This window comes from Nakamurella sp. PAMC28650 (genome assembly GCF_014303395.1).
Lineage (GTDB): Bacteria > Actinomycetota > Actinomycetes > Mycobacteriales > Nakamurellaceae > Nakamurella.
Window position 1 is genome coordinate 4,909,012 of record NZ_CP060298.1, and the last position, 15,783, is coordinate 4,924,794.

Consider the following 15,783-nt stretch of genomic DNA (forward strand, 5'->3'; position numbering starts at 1 on the left):
CGCTCACCCGGTCCACGCCTTCCTGATCGCCCTGCCCAGTAGATCGCCCGGATCACCGAGCCGGACGTGCACGCCATCACGGGCCTGCACCACCCCACCGACGACCACCACCGACACGTCGGCCGCGGAGGCCGTCATCATCAGCTGCAGTCCGAGGGACCCTGCGGTGCGGGCACTCCCGGTCCGCACCGCCACCAGATCGGCGGGCGCACCGACCGCGATCCGGCCCGAGGTGGAACCGATCGAGGAATGACCGGCCGCGGTCGCCGCCTCCAGCAGTACTTCGGGTGAGAACGTACCCCGGGTGCCGGTGGCCAGACGCTCTCCGTACTCGAGGCCGCGCGCCTGGGCGAACGGATCGGTGATCACGTGCTGGTCCCCACCCAGGGTGAGACCCGCACCGGCTACCCGGAGTTCGGCCGCGCGAGGCAGCCCGTCGGCAAGATCGGCCTCCGTCGTCGGGCAGATGACGACCGAGCTCCGGGCCGCCCCGAGCAGAGTGATGTCGCCGTCGGTCAGGTGGGTGGCGTGCACGGCGGCGGTCCGGTCCGACAGCGCGCCGGCGTCGTCCAGCAACTGCGTCGGCGTCCGTCCGGTGGCCGCCAGTGCAGCCTCGTTCTCGGCCGTCTGCTCCGACAGATGAACGTGCAGAGGCATTCCGGCGGCCTGCGCGAAGCGGGCCACCTCCGGGAGGTCGACGACGGGCACCGCCCGCACCGAGTGGATGGCCGCGCCCGCCCGGATGACGGCGAACTCGCCGACCGGAAGCGCGGCCGGCAGCCGACCGACCCGCGACGCCCACCCCGCCACCGACCCATCGGTGAACCGCTGCTGCGACTCGTTCAGCGGAAGGCCGAAACCACCGGTCAGATAGGCGACATCCAGCAGCGTCAACCCGATCCCGACCTCGCGGGCGGCCTGTCCGGCCGCCACGCCCATCGCGTTCGGATCGGCGTACGGCACACCGCCGGGCGCATGGTGCAGGTAGTGGAACTCCCCCACCGCGGTGAATCCGGCGCAGACCATCTCGGCATACGAGGCAACGGCCAAGGCGTGGAAGGTATCCGGGGTCAGACGGTCCGCGAGCGAGTACATCGTCTCCCGCCAGGTCCAGAAGCTGCCCACCCCGAGGGAATCGCCGTGCGTCCGGCCGCGAAGAGCCCGATGGAAGACGTGCGAGTGGGCGTCGGCGAAACCGGGTAGCACCAGGCCGGGCAACAGCTCGTCGGCCGGACCCGCGGCGGCGGGCGAGATGGACCGGATCAACCCGTCGGCGCACCTGATGTCGACCGGACCGGACAGCGCACCGTCGACGAACGCGGACTCGCAGCGGTACGTCGTCAACGGGCCAGCCCGGTCAGGGCATCGGCGAGAGCCTCGATCCCCCGCAGGCAGTCGGACGTCTCCGCGTGCTCACCGGGGGCGTGCGAGACCCCGGTGGGATTGCGCACGAAGAGCATGCTGCTGGGCGCGTGGTCGGCCAGGACCCCGGCGTCGTGCCCGGCCCCGGTCGGAATGACGGGCGCATCCAGCGAGGCGGCCATCTCCATGGTCAGCGCCGGATCGAACATCACCGCATCGGACAGGGACTCCCGATGGACGACCAGCGAACAGCCCTCCATCTCGGCCTCCTCCCGCACTGCGGCGACGATCTCGTCGACCAGGGCCGCAGTCTGCGCGGCTCCTTCGAACCGGACATCCATCCAGACGTCGACGGAGGACGCGATCACGTTGGTACCGCCGGGGATCGGCTGCAGTCTGCCGATGGTCGCGACGGCGCCGTCGTGCCGTCCGAGGGCCCGGCGGGCGGCGAGAACCGCCGCCGCGGCCGGGATCATCGGGTCGTGGCGGTCGACGGGACGAGTGGTGCCCGCATGGTTGCCCTCACCGGTCAGCGTCATCCGCCATCGCCCGTGCGCCACGATCTGCGAACCGATCCCGATCGCGGCGTTCGGATCGGCGGCGTGCAGCAGCCGGCCCTGCTCGACGTGCAGTTCGATGAATGCCCCGATCATCGCCAGACGTTCCGGATCCGGTCCGATGGCGGCGGCATCGAAACCCACCCGGCGGGCGGCGTCGGCGTAGGAGATGCCGTCCGGGTCGTGCAGGCGGCGCACGTGCTCGGGCTCGACCACCCCGGTCATCAACCGGGACCCCAGGCAGGGCAACCCGAATCGGCCACCCTCCTCCTCGGCGAAGCAGACCAGCGCGACCGGTTTCCCCGGCTGCACACCGCGCACCCGCATCTCGTCGATGGCCAGCAGCGCCGACACGATGCCCAGCGGACCGTCGAACGCGCCGCCACCCGGGACCGAGTCGAAGTGCGACCCGGTGACCACCGCCCCCGGGCCGGGACGACCCCACCAGGCCCAGATGTTGCCGTTGCGGTCGACCTCGCTCTCCAGCCCCCGCCGCTGGGCCTGGGCGGTGAACCACTCCCGCATCTGCATGTCGGCGTCGTCGAACACGTGGCGCGAGTAGCCACCTCGGCGATGGTCCCGGCCGAGCCCGGCCAGATCCGACCAGGCGGAGTTGAACCGCGCCGCCGCCGCCGACGACGGGACCGACTTCACTGCGCTGCCATCGTGTTCGACCCGATGCCAGGCTGCATCGGGATGACGAGACCGGTCCGCCCGGCGGCCGCATCGGCCTCGGCGTACCCGGCGTCGACGTGCCGGAGCACCCCCATCGCCGGGTCGTTGGTCAACACCCGCTCGAGTTTCTGGCCGGCCAGCGCGGTCCCGTCGGCGACACACACCTGACCGGCGTGGATGGACCGGCCGATGCCGACCCCACCGCCGTGGTGGATGGACACCCAGGACGCGCCGGAGGCCGTGTTGACCAGGGCGTTGAGCAGTGGCCAGTCGGCGATCGCGTCGGAACCGTCGGCCATCGCCTCGGTCTCGCGGTACGGGGAGGCCACCGAGCCCGCATCCAGATGGTCCCGGCCGATGGCCAGCGGCGCGCTGATCGCGCCGGAGGTGACCATCTCGTTGAAGCGCACCCCGGCCAGATGACGTTCGCCCGCCCCGAGCCAGCAGATTCGCGCCGGCAGTCCCTGGAAGGCGATCTTCTCGGGGGCCAGCTTCATCCAGCGCTGCAGTTTCTCGTTATCCGGGAACATCTCCCGCACCGCGACATCGGTGGCGTGGATGTCGGCCGGGTCACCGGACAGCGCCGCCCAGCGGAACGGGCCCTTGCCCTGCGCGAACAGCGGCCGGATGTACGCGGGGACGAACCCGGGGAAGTCGAACGACCGCTCGTACCCGGCCAGCTTCGCCTCGCCGCGGATGGAGTTGCCGTAGTCGAACACCTCGGCGCCCGCGTCCATGAAACCGACCATCGCCTCCACGTGGGCGGCCATGCTGTCGCGGGCCCGGTCGGTGAACTCGTCGGGCTTTCGTTCGGCGTAGTCGTGCCAGTCCTCCAGCGAGACGCCGACCGGCAGGTACCAGAGCGGATCGTGGGCCGACGTCTGGTCCGTGACGATGTCGATGTCGACGCCGCGACGCAGCAACTCCGGCAGGACCTCGGCGGCGTTCCCGATCACCCCGACCGAGAGGGCGGTGCGAGCCTTCTTCGCGGCGAGCGCGAGTGCGATGCCCTCGTCGAGGGAGGATGCCACCACGTCCAGGTACCGGGTCTCGACCCGGCGTCTGGCCCGCGCGGGGTCGACCTCGATGCAGAGCGCGACGCCACCGTTGAGTGTGACGGCCAGCGGCTGGGCGCCCCCCATCCCACCGAGACCTGCTGTCACCGTGAGCGTGCCGGCCAGGGTTCCCCCGAACCTCTTGTCCGCCACCGCGGCAAATGTCTCGTAGGTGCCCTGGACGATGCCCTGGGAGCCGATGTAGATCCAGGAACCGGCCGTCATCTGGCCGTACATGGTGAGCCCCATGGCTTCCAGCCGTCGGAACTCCGGCCAGGTGGCCCAGTCCCCGACGAGGTTGGAGTTGGCGATCAGCACCCGCGGGGCCCATTCGTGGGTGCGCAGGATGCCGACCGGTCTGCCCGACTGGACCAGCAGGGTCTCGTCGGCCTCCAGGTCGATCAACGAGCGGCAGATGGCGTCGAAGGACGCCCAGTCGCGCGCGGCCCGGCCGGTGCCGCCGTAGACGACCAGATTGTCCGGGTCCTCGGCGACCTCGGGGTCGAGGTTGTTCTGCAGCATCCGCAGCGGGGCCTCGGTGGCCCAGGACTTCGCGGTCAGCGTGGTACCGCGGTTCGCGCGGACGGGGCGGGCACCGGGAAGGGTGGACATCAGGACTCCTTGGGATCGTGGTGGTCGACGCCGGTGGTGGGTGCAGCACCGAGAACGGGTGCGATCGCACCGAGAACAGCATGCCGGGCCAGCAGGTCGACGACGGCGTCGATCTCCGGGCCGAGATGACGATCGGGGCCGGGCCCGGCCACGACGGTGCGGACCAGATCACGGACGGCGCCGGTCACGGGGCTCGGCTGCAACGGCGCCCGAAAATCCAGAGCCCTTGCTGCCGTGAGGATCTCAACGGCAAGTACCCGCCGCAGACCGTCCACCGCCCGGCGCAGCTTGCGGCCGGCATGCCACCCGAGGGAGACGTGGTCCTCCTGCATCGCCGACGACGGGATCGAGTCGACCGAGGCCGGAACGGCGAGCCGCTTGAGCTCGGCGACGATACCGGCCTGGGTGTACTGGGCGATCATGTGGCCGGAGTCGACGCCGACCTCGTAGGCCAGGAACGGCGGCAACCCGTGCGACCGGTGGGCATCGAGCATCCGGTCGGTCCGGCGCTCGGCGATGTTCGCGACGTCGGCGACGGAGATGGCCAGGAAATCCAGGACGGCCGCCACCGGAGCACCGTGGAAGTTTCCGTTGGACTCGACCCGGCCGTCGCTGAGCACCACCGGATTGTCGATGGCGCTGGCCAGTTCCCGGTCGGCGATCCGCGCGGCGTGATCGACGGTGTCGCGGGCCGCGCCGTGCACGGCGGGGGTGCAGCGCAGCGAGTAGGCATCCTGGACCCTGGTGTCCTCCGGGCCGGCATGCGAGGCGACGATCGGAGAACCGGCCAGGGCTGCGGCCATCCGGGCTGCGCTGATGCCCTGGCCGAGTTGCGGCCGCAGGGCGTGCAACTCGGCGGCGAAGACCCGGTCCGTGCCCAGCAGCGCTTCGACGGACATCGCGGCCGACACATCGGCCACATCCAGAAGTTCCCCGATGTCGGCCAACCCCATCAGCAGCATGCCGAGCATTCCGTCGGTGCCGTTGATCAGTGCCAGGCCCTCCTTCTCGGCCAGCACCACCGGCGTCAGGCCCGCTGCGGCCAGGGCGACCGCAGCCGTCACGAGTTCACCGGTCGAGTCGTTCACCATGCCCTCGCCGGTCAGCGCGAGGGCCACGGCGGACAACGGCGCCAGATCGCCGGAGCAGCCGAGGGATCCGTACTCGGGCACCACCGGCGTGATCCCGGCGTTGAGCAAACCGGCATAGGCCAGCGCGGTGGCGGGCCGGATGCCCGTGCGTCCGGTGGCCAACGTCGAGAGGCGGAGCAGCATCAGGCCTCTGACCACCTCGACCTCGACCGGCGTGCCGCTGCCGGCGGCGTGCGAACGGATCAGCGAACTCTGGAGCGCGGCCCGCCGGTCGGCGGAGATGTGTTGGGTGGCCAGCGCTCCGAAGCCGGTGGAGATCCCGTAGTGCGGCACGGAGTCGCCTGCCAGGGCGTCGATGACGGCGCGCGTTCTGGCGATCTCGGTCAGTGCTTCCGGTTCGATGACGACCTGTCGACCCTCTCGGGCCACCGCAACCAGCTCGGCCGCGGAGACCGGACCGACACCGACCGCAACCGGGTGACGGGTGTCGGAGGGCAGGACGGCGGTCGGGGAGGAGTTCACCTGCTCATTGGATGCCCTGCGGCGTCGGCAGCGCGAGGCCCGGAACCGGGTTGCTGTCCGGTATACCGGACAGGTGCATCCACTCGTCATCTCCGATCCGAAGCCGACCGTCGAAACGGGGCCGGCTCCGGCCCTGCGCCGCGGGCTGGCCGTCCTGCGTTTGTTGGCGAGCCGGCCGTCGCCGGTCTCCGCCGGGGCCATCGCGCGCGATCTCGGTCTCCCGAGATCGACGACCTACGAACTGCTCACCGAACTGGCGGCGGCCGGCTTCGCGGTGCACCTGCCGGCCGAGCGACGCTGGGGTCTCGGTGTCGGTGCGTTCGAGATCGGCACCGCCTATCTGCGGTCGGAGCCGTTGGAGCGGCTGAGCCGCCCCATCCTGACCAGGCTGGCCGGGATCACGCGGGCCACCGCACACCTGGGGGTGCTGCACGGCTCGCAGATGTTGTACCTGGCCAAGGAGAAGCCGGCCGGACCTTCGGTCACGCTCGTCACCGACGTCGGCATCCGGCTGCCGGCGGCGCTGACGGCCACCGGTCTGTCGATCCTGGCGATGCTGCCGTCCGGCCAGGTCAGGGCGTTGTTCCCGGAACGTTCCTCGTTCGTCGACCGGACCGGGCGTGGCCCGGCCAACCTCCCGGACCTGCGGTCCAGACTGGCGCAGGTGCGCCGAGCGGGATGGGCGCAGGAGGACTGCCAGATCACCGCCGGCGCCGCCTCCGTCGCGGCCGCCGTCTTCGACCACAACGCCATGCCGATCGCCGCGATCGGGATCACCGTGGCCCACCGGTGCCCCGAGCCGGCCTCGATGACTCCGACCTGCAACTTCGAGCATCTCGTCGAACCGGTGACGCTGGCCGTCGGCGCGCTCACCGCCGCCATCGGCGGGCGGAGCCGCTGACGCCGACCCAGCCCAACACCCCTGATCCGAGGATCCGCCGCGCCGGGACCCCCGGGACCTCCGGGACCCTCAGTCGACCAACCCGGCAGCGGCGATGTCGATCTGCCGGGCCAGCGAGAAGTCCTTCCCGGTCAGGCCGCCCGCGTCGTGGGTGCTCAGCGACAGGTTCACCCTGTCGTAGCGGATGTCGATGTCCGGGTGGTGGCCCGCGGACTCGGCCAGTGCCCCGACTGCGTTCACGAAGGCGAGCGCGCCGACGAAGCTGCCCGCCCGGAACGAGCCGTGGATCTCGCTCGCCACCCGTGTCCAGCGGGGCACGCCGCCCAGTTCGTCGTCGATCTGGTGGTCGGTCAGGAGGTCCGTCATCCTTCTCACGCTCGCCCCAACTTTCGCCGCAGTCAAGACCGGTACTCGGCCGCCGAAGTCCGGACCTCTAGGCTCCTGCGATATGCAGGTACGAGAACTCGCCGTCCCCGGCGCCTTTGAATTCACACCGGTCCAGCACGGCGACGACCGCGGGCTCTTCCTCGAATGGTTCAAGGTCGACCGTCTCCGCAGCGTGACCGGCCATCCGCTCGAGTTGGCCCAGGCGAACATGTCGGTCTCCAAGGCCGGCAGCCTGCGTGGCATCCACTTCGCCGACGTCCCGCCCGGACAGGCGAAATATGTCACCTGCCCGGCGGGTGCCGTCCTCGACTTCATCGTCGATCTGCGGGTCGGATCGCCGACCTTCGGTGCGGTCGACACCGTCCGGCTGGACGGCGTCGATCGTCGGGCGGTGTACTTGTCCGAGGGACTCGGGCACGGCTTCCTGGCCCTGGAAGACGGTTCGACCCTCACCTACCTGTGCTCCACCGGCTACGCCCCCGGACGCGAACACGCGGTCTACCCGCTGGATCCGGCGCTGCACCTCGACCTGCCGAAGGGAATGGAGTTCGTCCTCTCGGACAAGGACCAGGCAGCGCCGAGCCTGGCCGAGGCCATCGAGACAAATCTGCTCCCGACCTGGGCATCCTGCCGGGACCACATCGCAACTCTGTCCTGAGGGAGGCGTCGATGCGCTCGCGAATCGCCCTGATCCGGCACGGCCAGACGACCTGGAGCGCCAGCGGACAGCACACCTCGGTGACCGATCTGGACCTGACCGCCGAGGGAGAGCAGCAGGCTCGAACGGTGGCCTCGCTGCTGACCGGGTTGCGATTGGATCCGCAGACGGTCTGGAGCAGCCCCCGCATGCGGGCCAGACGGACGGCCGAACTGGCCGGCCTGGTGGTGGACGAGGTCGTGCCGGATCTGGCCGAGTGGAACTACGGCGAGTACGAGGGCATCACCAGCACGCAGATCCACGTGGGCCGGCCCGGCTGGAGCATCTTCACCGACGGAGCCCCCGGCGGCGAGACGCCGGAGCAGGTCGCCGACCGGGCCGACCGGGTGCTGGCCGCGGCACGCGACGCGCTCGCCGACGGGGATGTGGCGCTGGTCTGCCACGGCCACATGTCCCGGGTGCTGGCCGTCCGGTGGGTGGATCTGCCGATCACCGCCGGAGGCCTGATCCTGATGGATCCGGCTGCGGTCACCGTGCTCGGCGACTACCACGGCAAGCCGTGCATCGAGCACGCCAACGTCGTCCCCTTCAGCCCGTCGTCCGCCCCGGCGGCACCCACCACTGCTGCCGCACCCATCGCCGCCTCAGGACCGGGACATGCAGGACCGGGACATGCCTGACGCCAGGGTGCGGGCCGCGGCGATCGGCGACGTCGACCGCATCGTCGAACTGGTCTACGAGCTCGCCGCGTACGAGAAGCTCGTCGAGCAATGCCATCTCACCTCGGAATTACTGCACGACTCGCTCTTCGGCGACGCACCGGCCGTGTTCGGCCACGTGGCAGAGGCCGACGGTGTGGTGGTCGGCTACACGCTGCACTTCCTGAACTACTCGACCTGGGAGGGGGTGCACGGGATCTACCTCGAGGACCTGTACGTGCAGCCGGACCGACGCGGTACCGGACTCGGCAAGGCCCTGTTGCTCAATCTGGCCGAGATCGCCGTGCGCAGGGGCTACGCCAGGGTCGAGTGGTCGGTGCTCGATTGGAACGAACCATCGATCCGCTTCTACGAAGCCCTCGGAGCGGTCGGGATGGACGGCTGGACCGTCTTCCGGCTCACCGGTCCGGCTCTGGCCCGAACAGGGAGGGGAACCGGCTGATCCATTCGTTGGCCGGTCTGGTGACCAGCAGCCCGCCGGTGACCGCCGCCACCGCGATCAGTGCGATCCCCCAGCCCACCCGGCCACTCGGCACCGCGAGGTAGTAGCCCACTGCCGCCACCACGATCTGCACGACGATCGTCGGTGTCCGGCCCCAGCGCCGGCCCTTGAGCAGTCCCAGCCCGCACAGGACCATGGCCGCGGCCAGCACGACGTAGTAGGCGGCCTGGGCGAGCAACTGCCCCAGTGCCGCTGAGTTCCCCAGCCCGGAGACGACGATCAGGACGGCGAGCACCACCACCGCGACGGCCTCCGCGCAGACGAGCAGCCCGGCCGCGGCGACCTGCCTCGGTGGCGGGATGATGGTGGGCCCGGGTCCGGGTGCTGAGGTCACGAAGTCCAGATTACCGGGGGTCAACGCACCGCGGCGGATGGCACCACGGCCACCTGCCCACCGGCCGCTGCACCACGTAGGCTGCCCGACGATGCGCGCCATGATGATCGTCAACCCCCACGCGACCGCCACCACCGAACGCCGACGCGACCTGCTGGCGCACGCACTCGCCGCCGAGGTGCGACTGGTGGTGGCCCAGACGACGGGTCGGGGCCACGCAGCGGAGCTTGCCGCCAAGGCCGTCGAGGGTGGTGCGGAGCTGATCGTCGCGCACGGCGGGGACGGCACCGTGAACGAGGTGGTCAACGGCATCATGGCCGCGAACGCCGGTCGGCAGGCCCCCATGCTGGCCGTCCTGCCCGGCGGTTCGACCAACGTCTTCGCCCGCGCAATGGGGATGGATCCGGATCCGGTCCTGGCCACCGAGCAGATCCTGGAGGCGCTCATCGTCCGGCAGCCGCCCCGCACGATCTCGCTGGGGCGGGTGGACGAGCGGTACTTCACCTTCAACGCCGGAATGGGTCTGGATGCTGAGGTGGTCGAGGCCGTGGAGGACCTGCGGGCCACCGGCCGGGCCATCTCGAACATGCTGCACGTCCGCAAGGCCATCGCGCAGTATCTACGGGCCGAACACCGTCATCCCCGACTCGAGATCACCGTCGACGGGGTGGCGACGCCGGCCGGCGTCCACCTTCTCTTCGTCTCCAATGTCGATCCGTGGACGTATTTCCAGACCAGGGCGATCCGCACCAACCCGGGCACGTCGGCCGACGGCGGGCTCGGCGTGTTCGCTCTCACCAGCATGCGGCTGCCCACCGTGGTGCGCGTATCCGCGCAACTGCTGCGTCCGAATGCCGAGCCGTCGTCCCGAGCCCTCATCCGCAACGACAATGTGAGTTCGGTCATAGTTCGCTGCCATTCCCCGGTCGGGCTACAGGTCGACGGGGACTATTTGGGCACTCGAGAGCACGCCACCTTCACGTCGGTGCCCGCCGCGTTGCGGGTCTTGACCGGCACCCCGATCCGCCTCCGAGACGAGCAGTCGGGTTAACTCCGCGAAAATCCCTGGTCTGAATCGTTTCCAGCAGGCACCATGAAGAGCGCGATCTTGCGGTCGTGACCAGAACGTGAGCTTCGTAACCTCCTCGTCACGAACTCTTGACATCCCCGTGTCACATGAAACTATTGAATAAGAGGTCGGGCCCCCTTTACACCCGATCACCCGCTTGCCGTTAATCCGGAGGCGGGATCGAACACCGGAACGTTGGTCAGCTCAGCTGGCGGACTTTCTGCTGACCGCTTCTGTTCCACCCAGCATCGACTTGCATCACCGGCACGAACTTTTGCACTTTCCCCGCACCAAACCGCGGCTCCACGGCCGCGCTGACGAAGGAGTGGTCACACGATGGACTGGCGCCACCGCGCAATCTGCCGCGACGAGGATCCGGAGCTGTTCTTCCCGGTCGGGAACTCCGGACCAGCACTGCTGCAGATCGCAGAGGCCAAGGCCGTTTGCCAGCGCTGCCCCGTCACGAGCGAATGCCTTGCCTGGGCTCTGGAAACCGGTCAGGATGCCGGCGTCTGGGGCGCGATGAGCGAGGACGAGCGTCGCGCTCTCAAGCGTCGTCGGGCCAGGGCCAGGGCCCGCAGCCTGTAGCAGGCGAGGCCGGCTCGTGGCCGGCACCAAGATCGACGAACCGCCCCGGTGCCCCGCACCGGGGCGGTTCGCTGTCCGTCGGCGCGACCCCGGCCGCCCGGTTTTCGCGGCCCCGGCAACCCGGGTTGATCCGTGCAACCTGGCGAGTGAGTCATCTTGCACCCCGCGACGTCCCGGAATGCCGCGCTGGCGCATTTTGCTACAAGTCGCATGAGCCTGCTCTTCGAGCCGCTGACCATCCGCGGCGTCACCTTCGCAAACCGGATCTTCCTGGCACCGATGTGCCAGTACAGCGCGACCCTCCAGGACGGGATGCCGACCGACTGGCATCTGGTCCACCTCGGCTCGCATGCCATCGGCGGCTACGGGCTGATCCTCACCGAGGCGGCGGCAGTCAGCCCCGAAGGGCGGATCTCACCCGAGGACGTGGGCATCTGGAACGAGGATCAGCAGCACGCCTGGGCACGGATCAACACCTTCCTGCATGCACAGGGTGCTGCCACCGGTGTACAGCTGGCGCACGCCGGTCGCAAGGCCTCCACCTACTCGCCGTTCGCCGGCCGATCCGGCTCGGTACCTGCCGATCAGGGTGGCTGGACGGCGGTCGCGCCGTCGGCCCAGGCGTTCGGGGACTACCGCGAGCCGGTCGAGCTGACGACCGACGAGATCTCTGGTGTGGTCCGGGATTTCCGGGCCGCCGCGGTGCGGGCCGATGCGGCCGGGTTCGACGTGGTGGAACTCCACGCAGCGCACGGCTACCTGATCCACCAGTTCCTGTCCCCGCTGTCCAACCTGCGTAGCGACGGCTACGGCGGCGACTTCGCCGGTCGCAGCCGTCTGCTCGCCGAGATCGTCACAACGGTCCGCGAGGTGTGGCCGGGACACAAGCCGCTGTTCGTCCGGTTCTCCGGTACGGACTGGACCGAGGGTGGCTGGTCGATCGAACAGACCCAGCAGGCCGCCGAGCTCGTCGGCCGGCTGGGCGCCGATTTCATCGACGTCTCGAGCGGAGGTAATGTGCCCGCCGCCGACATCCCCGTCGGACCGGGCTACCAGGTGCCGCTCGCCGCTGCGGTGAAGAAGGCGACCGGGCTGCCGACCGGTGCCGTCGGCCTGATCACCGATCCGGCGCAGGCCGAACAGATCCTCTCCGACGGATCCGCCGACGCCGTACTCCTGGCCAGGGCCGCGCTCCGCGAACCCGGCTGGCCGCTGCGCGCCGCCCACGAGCTGGGTCTGCCCGCCGACAAGGCCCCCTACCGCCCGCAGTACGAGCGCGGCGCCTGGCGCTAGGAATTGTCGCGTCGGGAGACAACCCAGCAGACGGCACTCCTGGTAGCCGCGGTCAGGTCCGGCCGCGGAGGGGGATGCGGATGAGTACTTCGGTGCCGGGAGCGTCATCCCGACGCCGCATCCCGATGGAGCCGAGCAGTTCTGCATCCACCAGGGTGCGGACGATCTGCAGCCCGAGGCCGGACCCCTTCTCCAGGGAGAAGCCGGTCGGCAGGCCGACGCCGTCGTCCACGACTCTGATGTCCAGGCTCCGGGCCGACCGTTCGACCCCGATCACCACCTCGGCGTCGGCCCGCGGCGTCCGGTAGCCGTGTTCGAGCGCGTTCTGCACCACCTCGGCCAGCACCATCACCAGCGGCGTCGCCAGTTCGGCCCCGATGATGCCGAAACTACCGATCCGCTTCACCCTCGCCCTGGTGTCGGTGGACGCGACCTCGGCGATGATGGGCACCAGCTTGTCGACGATCTGGTCCAGGTCGACGCGATCGTCCGGGGAGAGCGACAGCGTGTCGTGCACCAGCGCGATCGAGGACACCCGCCGCACCGACTCGGCCAGCGCGTGACGAACGGCGCCGTCCTTGGATCGCCGGGCCTGCAGCCGGAGCAGCGCGGCCACGGTCTGCAGGTTGTTCTTGACGCGGTGGTGGATCTCGCGGATCGTCGCGTCCTTGCTGAGCAGGGCCCGGTCGCGGCGACGCACCTCGGTCACGTCCCTGACCAGTACCAACGCCCCGGACGGCCGGCCTCCAGGACGGAGCGGGAGCGAGCGGAACAACACGGTCGCCGCACGCACCTCCACCTCCATGCGCAGACTGCTGCGGCCCTGGACCGCGCCCGTGATCCGCGCCGCCAGTTCAGCGGCGTCGAACGGGTCGGCGATCAGCTTGCGGGTCAGATTGGCCAGATCAGCGCCGATCACCGATCCGGTGAGGTTCATCCGGTGATACGCCGAGACGGCATTGGGACTGACGTAGACCACGCGTCCGTCGGCGTCCAGGCGCAGCAGTCCGTCACCCGCCCGCGGACCGGTGTGGATCTCGCCGGTCTGGGCGGCCGGCGGGAAGGCGCCGTCGGCGACCATCCGGAACAGGTCCTCGGCGGCGTCGACATAGGCCGTCTCCAGCAGGCTGGCCTCCCGGCCGACCAGCCGTCCGGTGTCCCGGGTGACCACCGCGATGACCTGGTCGTGATGGACCACCGGGATCACCTCCCGACGGTGCGTCCGGCTGCGCGGTACCCGCGCCGGTTTCAGCGGTACGCCCTGCGCGTCGAGCTCGCCCAGCTCGGAATCGGAGACGATCTCGGCCTTCTGCCAGGCCTCCAGCAGCAGGTCGGCCTCTTCGGGATCGGCCATCACCGTGACCATGTCGTCCAGGTGCGCGGTGGTGCCCGTGGTGGGCCGGACCTGTGCGACGCAGAACCACTGGGTGTCAGGGCCTTCCTGTCCGTCCCGCGGCATCGGATCGGTCGGCACCCAGACCATCAGGTCGGAGAAGGAGAGGTCGGCCAGCAACTGCCACTCCGAGACGAGCCCCTGCAGATGGGCCACTGACGACCCGGGCAGAGCGGTGTGCTCGGCCAGCAGGTCGGAGAGCGTGCTCAGGAGATCTCGGCGATGAGATCGCCCTCCTGGACGACCTGCCCCTCGGTGACGCCCATCGCGGTGATCGTGCCATCCACCTCGGCAATCACCGGGATCTCCATCTTCATGGACTCCAGGATCACCAGGGTGTCGCCGTCGGTGACCGTGTCACCCTCGGCGACCAGCACCTTCCAGACGTTTGCCACCATTTCGGCGCGTACTTCCTCCGCCATCGGCGTTCCTTCCACTCACGAATGGGTCACCCCTGGCCGGTCGCCCTCCAACTCAACCGTCGGGCGCCCCGCGGGACTGCCGTTCATCCTGTCACGCCCCGAAGCGCCCGCAGTCCGTGCCGGGCCGGGCAGTCGGACGGGTCCGGGAGTGCTCCCGGGAGCAGACGTGCGGCCGATTGGCCGATCGACCTTCGCCGACATGGCAAAATGGAGGTAGCGCTGCACCAGTCCGGTCCGGCGGCAGCACCCAGACATCAGGATTGGAGTCACCATGAGCAAGCGTGGTCGCAAGCGGAAGTCCCGCAAGAAGAACGGTGCCAATCACGGAAATCGTCCGAACGCCTGACGTCCCGTGTCACGCCGACGGGCCCCGCCGGTGATCTCTACGCAGTGGCCGTCGGACGGCCCTACCGGAGTTCACCGACGGGGCCCGTCGGCATTGAAGCACCATCTTCCCGGAACCACCCGGGCCGGGACCGCCTTCGAGTCAGAATTCGACGCTGCGGACCGAAACCTGTTCGTACCCATGGGCACTCACGCTCGTGACGGTCACCGACCGCAGCCGGGCGGCCACCTTCGCGCGCAGGTCCTCCGGCGCCACGTCGCCGCCACATTTGCGGTGCAGCAACGCTTTCAGCTTCTGATCGAGGTTTGCCTCCTCCAGACACGGAGAACAGCCGTCGAGATGGGCTTCGACGGCGGCGCGGTTGGCCGGATCGAGCTCGTCATCCAGGAACTGCCAGACGTCCCTCAGGACACCCGCGCATTCGATGTCCTCGGGATCTCCGCAAGCCATCGCTCTCACACCTCATTCAGGTCGGTCGAAGAATTGCGCAGGAATCCGCGCTCGGTCGCGTAGTCGGTCAGCAGTTCACGGAGCTGACGACGGCCACGGTGCAGCCGGGACATGACGGTGCCGAGCGGCGTCCCCATGATCTCGGCGATCTCCTTGTAGGCGAACCCCTCGACGTCGGCCAGGTAGACGGCCAGGCGGAAGTCTTCGGGCAGTTCCTGCAGGGCCTGCTTCACGTCGGTGTCGGGCAACCGGTCCAGGGCATCCATCTCGGCCGAACGCAGGCCGGTGGACGTGTGCGACTCGACAGCGGCCAACTGCCAGTCGGTGATCTCCTCGGTCGGCGACACCTGCGGCTGACGCTGCTTCTTCCGGTAGCCGTTGATGTACGTGTTGGTCAGGATCCGGTACAGCCACGCCCGCAGGTTGGTGCCCTGGGCGAACGACTTGAAGGCACCGAACGCCTTGAGATAGGTCTCCTGCACCAGATCCTCGGCGTCTGCCGGGTTCCTGGTCATCCGCATCGCAGCGGCGTAGAGCTGGTCGATCAGCGGCATGGCCTGCTCGGTGAACCGTTCGGACAGGTTCTCCTCCGTCACCGGGTCAGTGACCTTCCCGGCCGCAGCGCCCGCCGACGCCCCGTCCACTGCTTCTTCGATGTCTGTCGTCACCAGCGCCCTCGTCCCTGCCGTACCGCCCGTCGACCGGGCGCGCGAGCCTTCGGCTCCACTGGTCAGTGAGGGTACGCCGACCACGGGCAGACCCCGTGGGGTCGCGATGCGCGTCAAGACGTTCGCCGGGTCGACGGGCCGGTCCAGCACTGCTGAGTTCGTCATCGCCCACCTCCCTC

The 15,783-nt window shown here is 69.6% G+C and carries 18 protein-coding genes; 8 read left to right on the forward strand and 10 right to left on the reverse strand.

What is annotated here, in order from left to right; translation table 11 throughout:
• Positions 1–3 precede the first annotated feature (3 nt).
• Genes H7F38_RS22295 through hutH form a run of 4 tightly spaced genes read right to left on the reverse strand, consistent with a single transcriptional unit; the run spans position 4 to position 5,874 of the window.
• The gene (locus H7F38_RS22295) at positions 4–1,344 is read right to left on the reverse strand and encodes a formimidoylglutamate deiminase (protein WP_187091814.1); all 1,341 of its coding nucleotides are present in this window, start codon (positions 1,342–1,344) and stop codon (positions 4–6) included.
• Entirely contained in the window at positions 1,341–2,573 is a 1,233-nt protein-coding gene (locus H7F38_RS22300; protein WP_187091815.1) for an allantoate amidohydrolase, read from the reverse strand. The genes H7F38_RS22295 and H7F38_RS22300 overlap by 4 nt, the downstream gene beginning before the upstream one ends.
• Positions 2,570–4,261 carry a urocanate hydratase gene (hutU, locus tag H7F38_RS22305; protein ID WP_187091816.1) on the reverse strand — a complete coding sequence of 564 codons (1,692 nt, stop codon included), beginning with the start codon at positions 4,259–4,261 and terminating at the stop codon, positions 2,570–2,572. The genes H7F38_RS22300 and hutU overlap by 4 nt, the downstream gene beginning before the upstream one ends.
• Positions 4,261–5,874, reverse strand: coding sequence for a histidine ammonia-lyase (hutH, locus tag H7F38_RS22310; RefSeq protein WP_255498125.1), 1,614 nt, complete (start codon positions 5,872–5,874; stop codon positions 4,261–4,263). The genes hutU and hutH overlap by 1 nt, the downstream gene beginning before the upstream one ends.
• A 73-nt stretch (positions 5,875–5,947) precedes the next feature.
• Here hutH and H7F38_RS22315 point away from each other — a divergent pair, with 73 nt between their 5' ends.
• Positions 5,948–6,775 (forward strand): IclR family transcriptional regulator, encoded by an 828-nt coding sequence (locus tag H7F38_RS22315; RefSeq protein ID WP_255498126.1) that lies wholly within the window; start codon positions 5,948–5,950, stop codon positions 6,773–6,775.
• A gap of 69 nt (positions 6,776–6,844) precedes the next feature.
• Here H7F38_RS22315 and H7F38_RS22320 read toward each other — a convergent pair whose 3' ends face one another.
• Positions 6,845–7,141: a 4a-hydroxytetrahydrobiopterin dehydratase gene (locus H7F38_RS22320; protein WP_187091818.1), complete on the reverse strand. Its 297-nt coding sequence runs from the start codon at positions 7,139–7,141 to the stop codon at positions 6,845–6,847.
• An 82-nt stretch (positions 7,142–7,223) separates the two neighbouring features.
• Between H7F38_RS22320 and H7F38_RS22325 the strand changes: the two genes are divergently transcribed.
• The 3 genes from H7F38_RS22325 to H7F38_RS22335 are packed head-to-tail and all read left to right on the forward strand — an operon-like array spanning position 7,224 to position 8,981.
• Positions 7,224–7,820, forward strand: coding sequence for a dTDP-4-dehydrorhamnose 3,5-epimerase family protein (locus H7F38_RS22325; RefSeq protein ID WP_187091819.1), 597 nt, complete (start codon positions 7,224–7,226; stop codon positions 7,818–7,820).
• An 11-nt stretch (positions 7,821–7,831) separates the two neighbouring features.
• Positions 7,832–8,500, forward strand: coding sequence for a histidine phosphatase family protein (locus tag H7F38_RS22330; RefSeq protein ID WP_187091820.1), 669 nt, complete (start codon positions 7,832–7,834; stop codon positions 8,498–8,500).
• Complete coding sequence (locus tag H7F38_RS22335) at positions 8,493–8,981, forward strand: GNAT family N-acetyltransferase (protein WP_187091821.1); 489 nt, start codon at positions 8,493–8,495, stop codon at positions 8,979–8,981. Before H7F38_RS22330 ends, H7F38_RS22335 begins: the two co-directional genes overlap by 8 nt.
• Here H7F38_RS22335 and H7F38_RS22340 read toward each other — a convergent pair.
• Positions 8,938–9,375 (reverse strand): hypothetical protein, encoded by a 438-nt coding sequence (locus H7F38_RS22340; protein WP_187091822.1) that lies wholly within the window; start codon positions 9,373–9,375, stop codon positions 8,938–8,940. The two genes, H7F38_RS22335 and H7F38_RS22340, sit on opposite strands and share 44 nt — an antisense overlap.
• Positions 9,376–9,466: 91 nt before the next feature.
• Here H7F38_RS22340 and H7F38_RS22345 point away from each other — a divergent pair, with 91 nt between their 5' ends.
• The 3 genes from H7F38_RS22345 to H7F38_RS22355 all read left to right on the forward strand — a co-directional run bounded on the left by H7F38_RS22345 (position 9,467) and on the right by H7F38_RS22355 (position 12,325).
• Positions 9,467–10,426, forward strand: a complete 960-nt coding sequence (locus H7F38_RS22345; protein ID WP_187091823.1) for a diacylglycerol kinase family protein — start codon at positions 9,467–9,469, stop codon at positions 10,424–10,426.
• A gap of 354 nt (positions 10,427–10,780) precedes the next feature.
• A complete protein-coding gene (locus H7F38_RS22350) occupies positions 10,781–11,032 on the forward strand; it encodes a WhiB family transcriptional regulator (protein WP_090474271.1) in 252 nt (83 codons plus the stop codon).
• 210 nt (positions 11,033–11,242) lie between these two features.
• Positions 11,243–12,325 (forward strand): NADH:flavin oxidoreductase/NADH oxidase, encoded by a 1,083-nt coding sequence (locus H7F38_RS22355; RefSeq protein WP_187091824.1) that lies wholly within the window; start codon positions 11,243–11,245, stop codon positions 12,323–12,325.
• Between the two features lie 52 nt (positions 12,326–12,377).
• Here H7F38_RS22355 and H7F38_RS22360 read toward each other — a convergent pair whose 3' ends face one another.
• Both H7F38_RS22360 and H7F38_RS22365 read right to left on the reverse strand, forming a co-directional pair.
• Positions 12,378–13,928 carry a PAS domain-containing sensor histidine kinase gene (locus tag H7F38_RS22360; RefSeq protein ID WP_187094911.1) on the reverse strand — a complete coding sequence of 517 codons (1,551 nt, stop codon included), beginning with the start codon at positions 13,926–13,928 and terminating at the stop codon, positions 12,378–12,380.
• Positions 13,925–14,140: a biotin/lipoyl-binding carrier protein gene (locus H7F38_RS22365; protein WP_187091825.1), complete on the reverse strand. Its 216-nt coding sequence runs from the start codon at positions 14,138–14,140 to the stop codon at positions 13,925–13,927. Before H7F38_RS22365 ends, H7F38_RS22360 begins: the two co-directional genes overlap by 4 nt.
• A 271-nt stretch (positions 14,141–14,411) precedes the next feature.
• Here H7F38_RS22365 and H7F38_RS26790 point away from each other — a divergent pair, with 271 nt between their 5' ends.
• Complete coding sequence (locus tag H7F38_RS26790) at positions 14,412–14,486, forward strand: 50S ribosomal protein bL37 (RefSeq protein WP_370531406.1); 75 nt, start codon at positions 14,412–14,414, stop codon at positions 14,484–14,486.
• Between the two features lie 141 nt (positions 14,487–14,627).
• Here the strand turns inward: H7F38_RS26790 and rsrA are convergent, their stop codons facing one another.
• Positions 14,628–14,936, reverse strand: a complete 309-nt coding sequence (gene rsrA, locus H7F38_RS22370; RefSeq protein WP_187091826.1) for a mycothiol system anti-sigma-R factor — start codon at positions 14,934–14,936, stop codon at positions 14,628–14,630.
• A gap of 5 nt (positions 14,937–14,941) precedes the next feature.
• Complete coding sequence (locus H7F38_RS22375) at positions 14,942–15,769, reverse strand: sigma-70 family RNA polymerase sigma factor (RefSeq protein WP_187091827.1); 828 nt, start codon at positions 15,767–15,769, stop codon at positions 14,942–14,944.
• Positions 15,770–15,783: the final 14 nt, after the last annotated feature.

Coding starts and splice junctions, on each gene's coding strand:
- hutU (WP_187091816.1), bottom strand. CDS start 4,261: ATGTCCACCCTTCCCGGTGCCCGCCCCGTCCGCGCGAACCGCGGTACC.
- H7F38_RS22320 (WP_187091818.1), bottom strand. CDS start 7,141: ATGACGGACCTCCTGACCGACCACCAGATCGACGACGAACTGGGCGGC.
- H7F38_RS22325 (WP_187091819.1), top strand. CDS start 7,224: ATGCAGGTACGAGAACTCGCCGTCCCCGGCGCCTTTGAATTCACACCG.
- H7F38_RS22330 (WP_187091820.1), top strand. CDS start 7,832: ATGCGCTCGCGAATCGCCCTGATCCGGCACGGCCAGACGACCTGGAGC.
- H7F38_RS22335 (WP_187091821.1), top strand. CDS start 8,493: ATGCCTGACGCCAGGGTGCGGGCCGCGGCGATCGGCGACGTCGACCGC.
- H7F38_RS22345 (WP_187091823.1), top strand. CDS start 9,467: ATGCGCGCCATGATGATCGTCAACCCCCACGCGACCGCCACCACCGAA.
- H7F38_RS22350 (WP_090474271.1), top strand. CDS start 10,781: ATGGACTGGCGCCACCGCGCAATCTGCCGCGACGAGGATCCGGAGCTG.
- H7F38_RS22355 (WP_187091824.1), top strand. CDS start 11,243: ATGAGCCTGCTCTTCGAGCCGCTGACCATCCGCGGCGTCACCTTCGCA.
- H7F38_RS22365 (WP_187091825.1), bottom strand. CDS start 14,140: ATGGCGGAGGAAGTACGCGCCGAAATGGTGGCAAACGTCTGGAAGGTG.
- rsrA (WP_187091826.1), bottom strand. CDS start 14,936: ATGGCTTGCGGAGATCCCGAGGACATCGAATGCGCGGGTGTCCTGAGG.
- H7F38_RS22375 (WP_187091827.1), bottom strand. CDS start 15,769: ATGACGAACTCAGCAGTGCTGGACCGGCCCGTCGACCCGGCGAACGTC.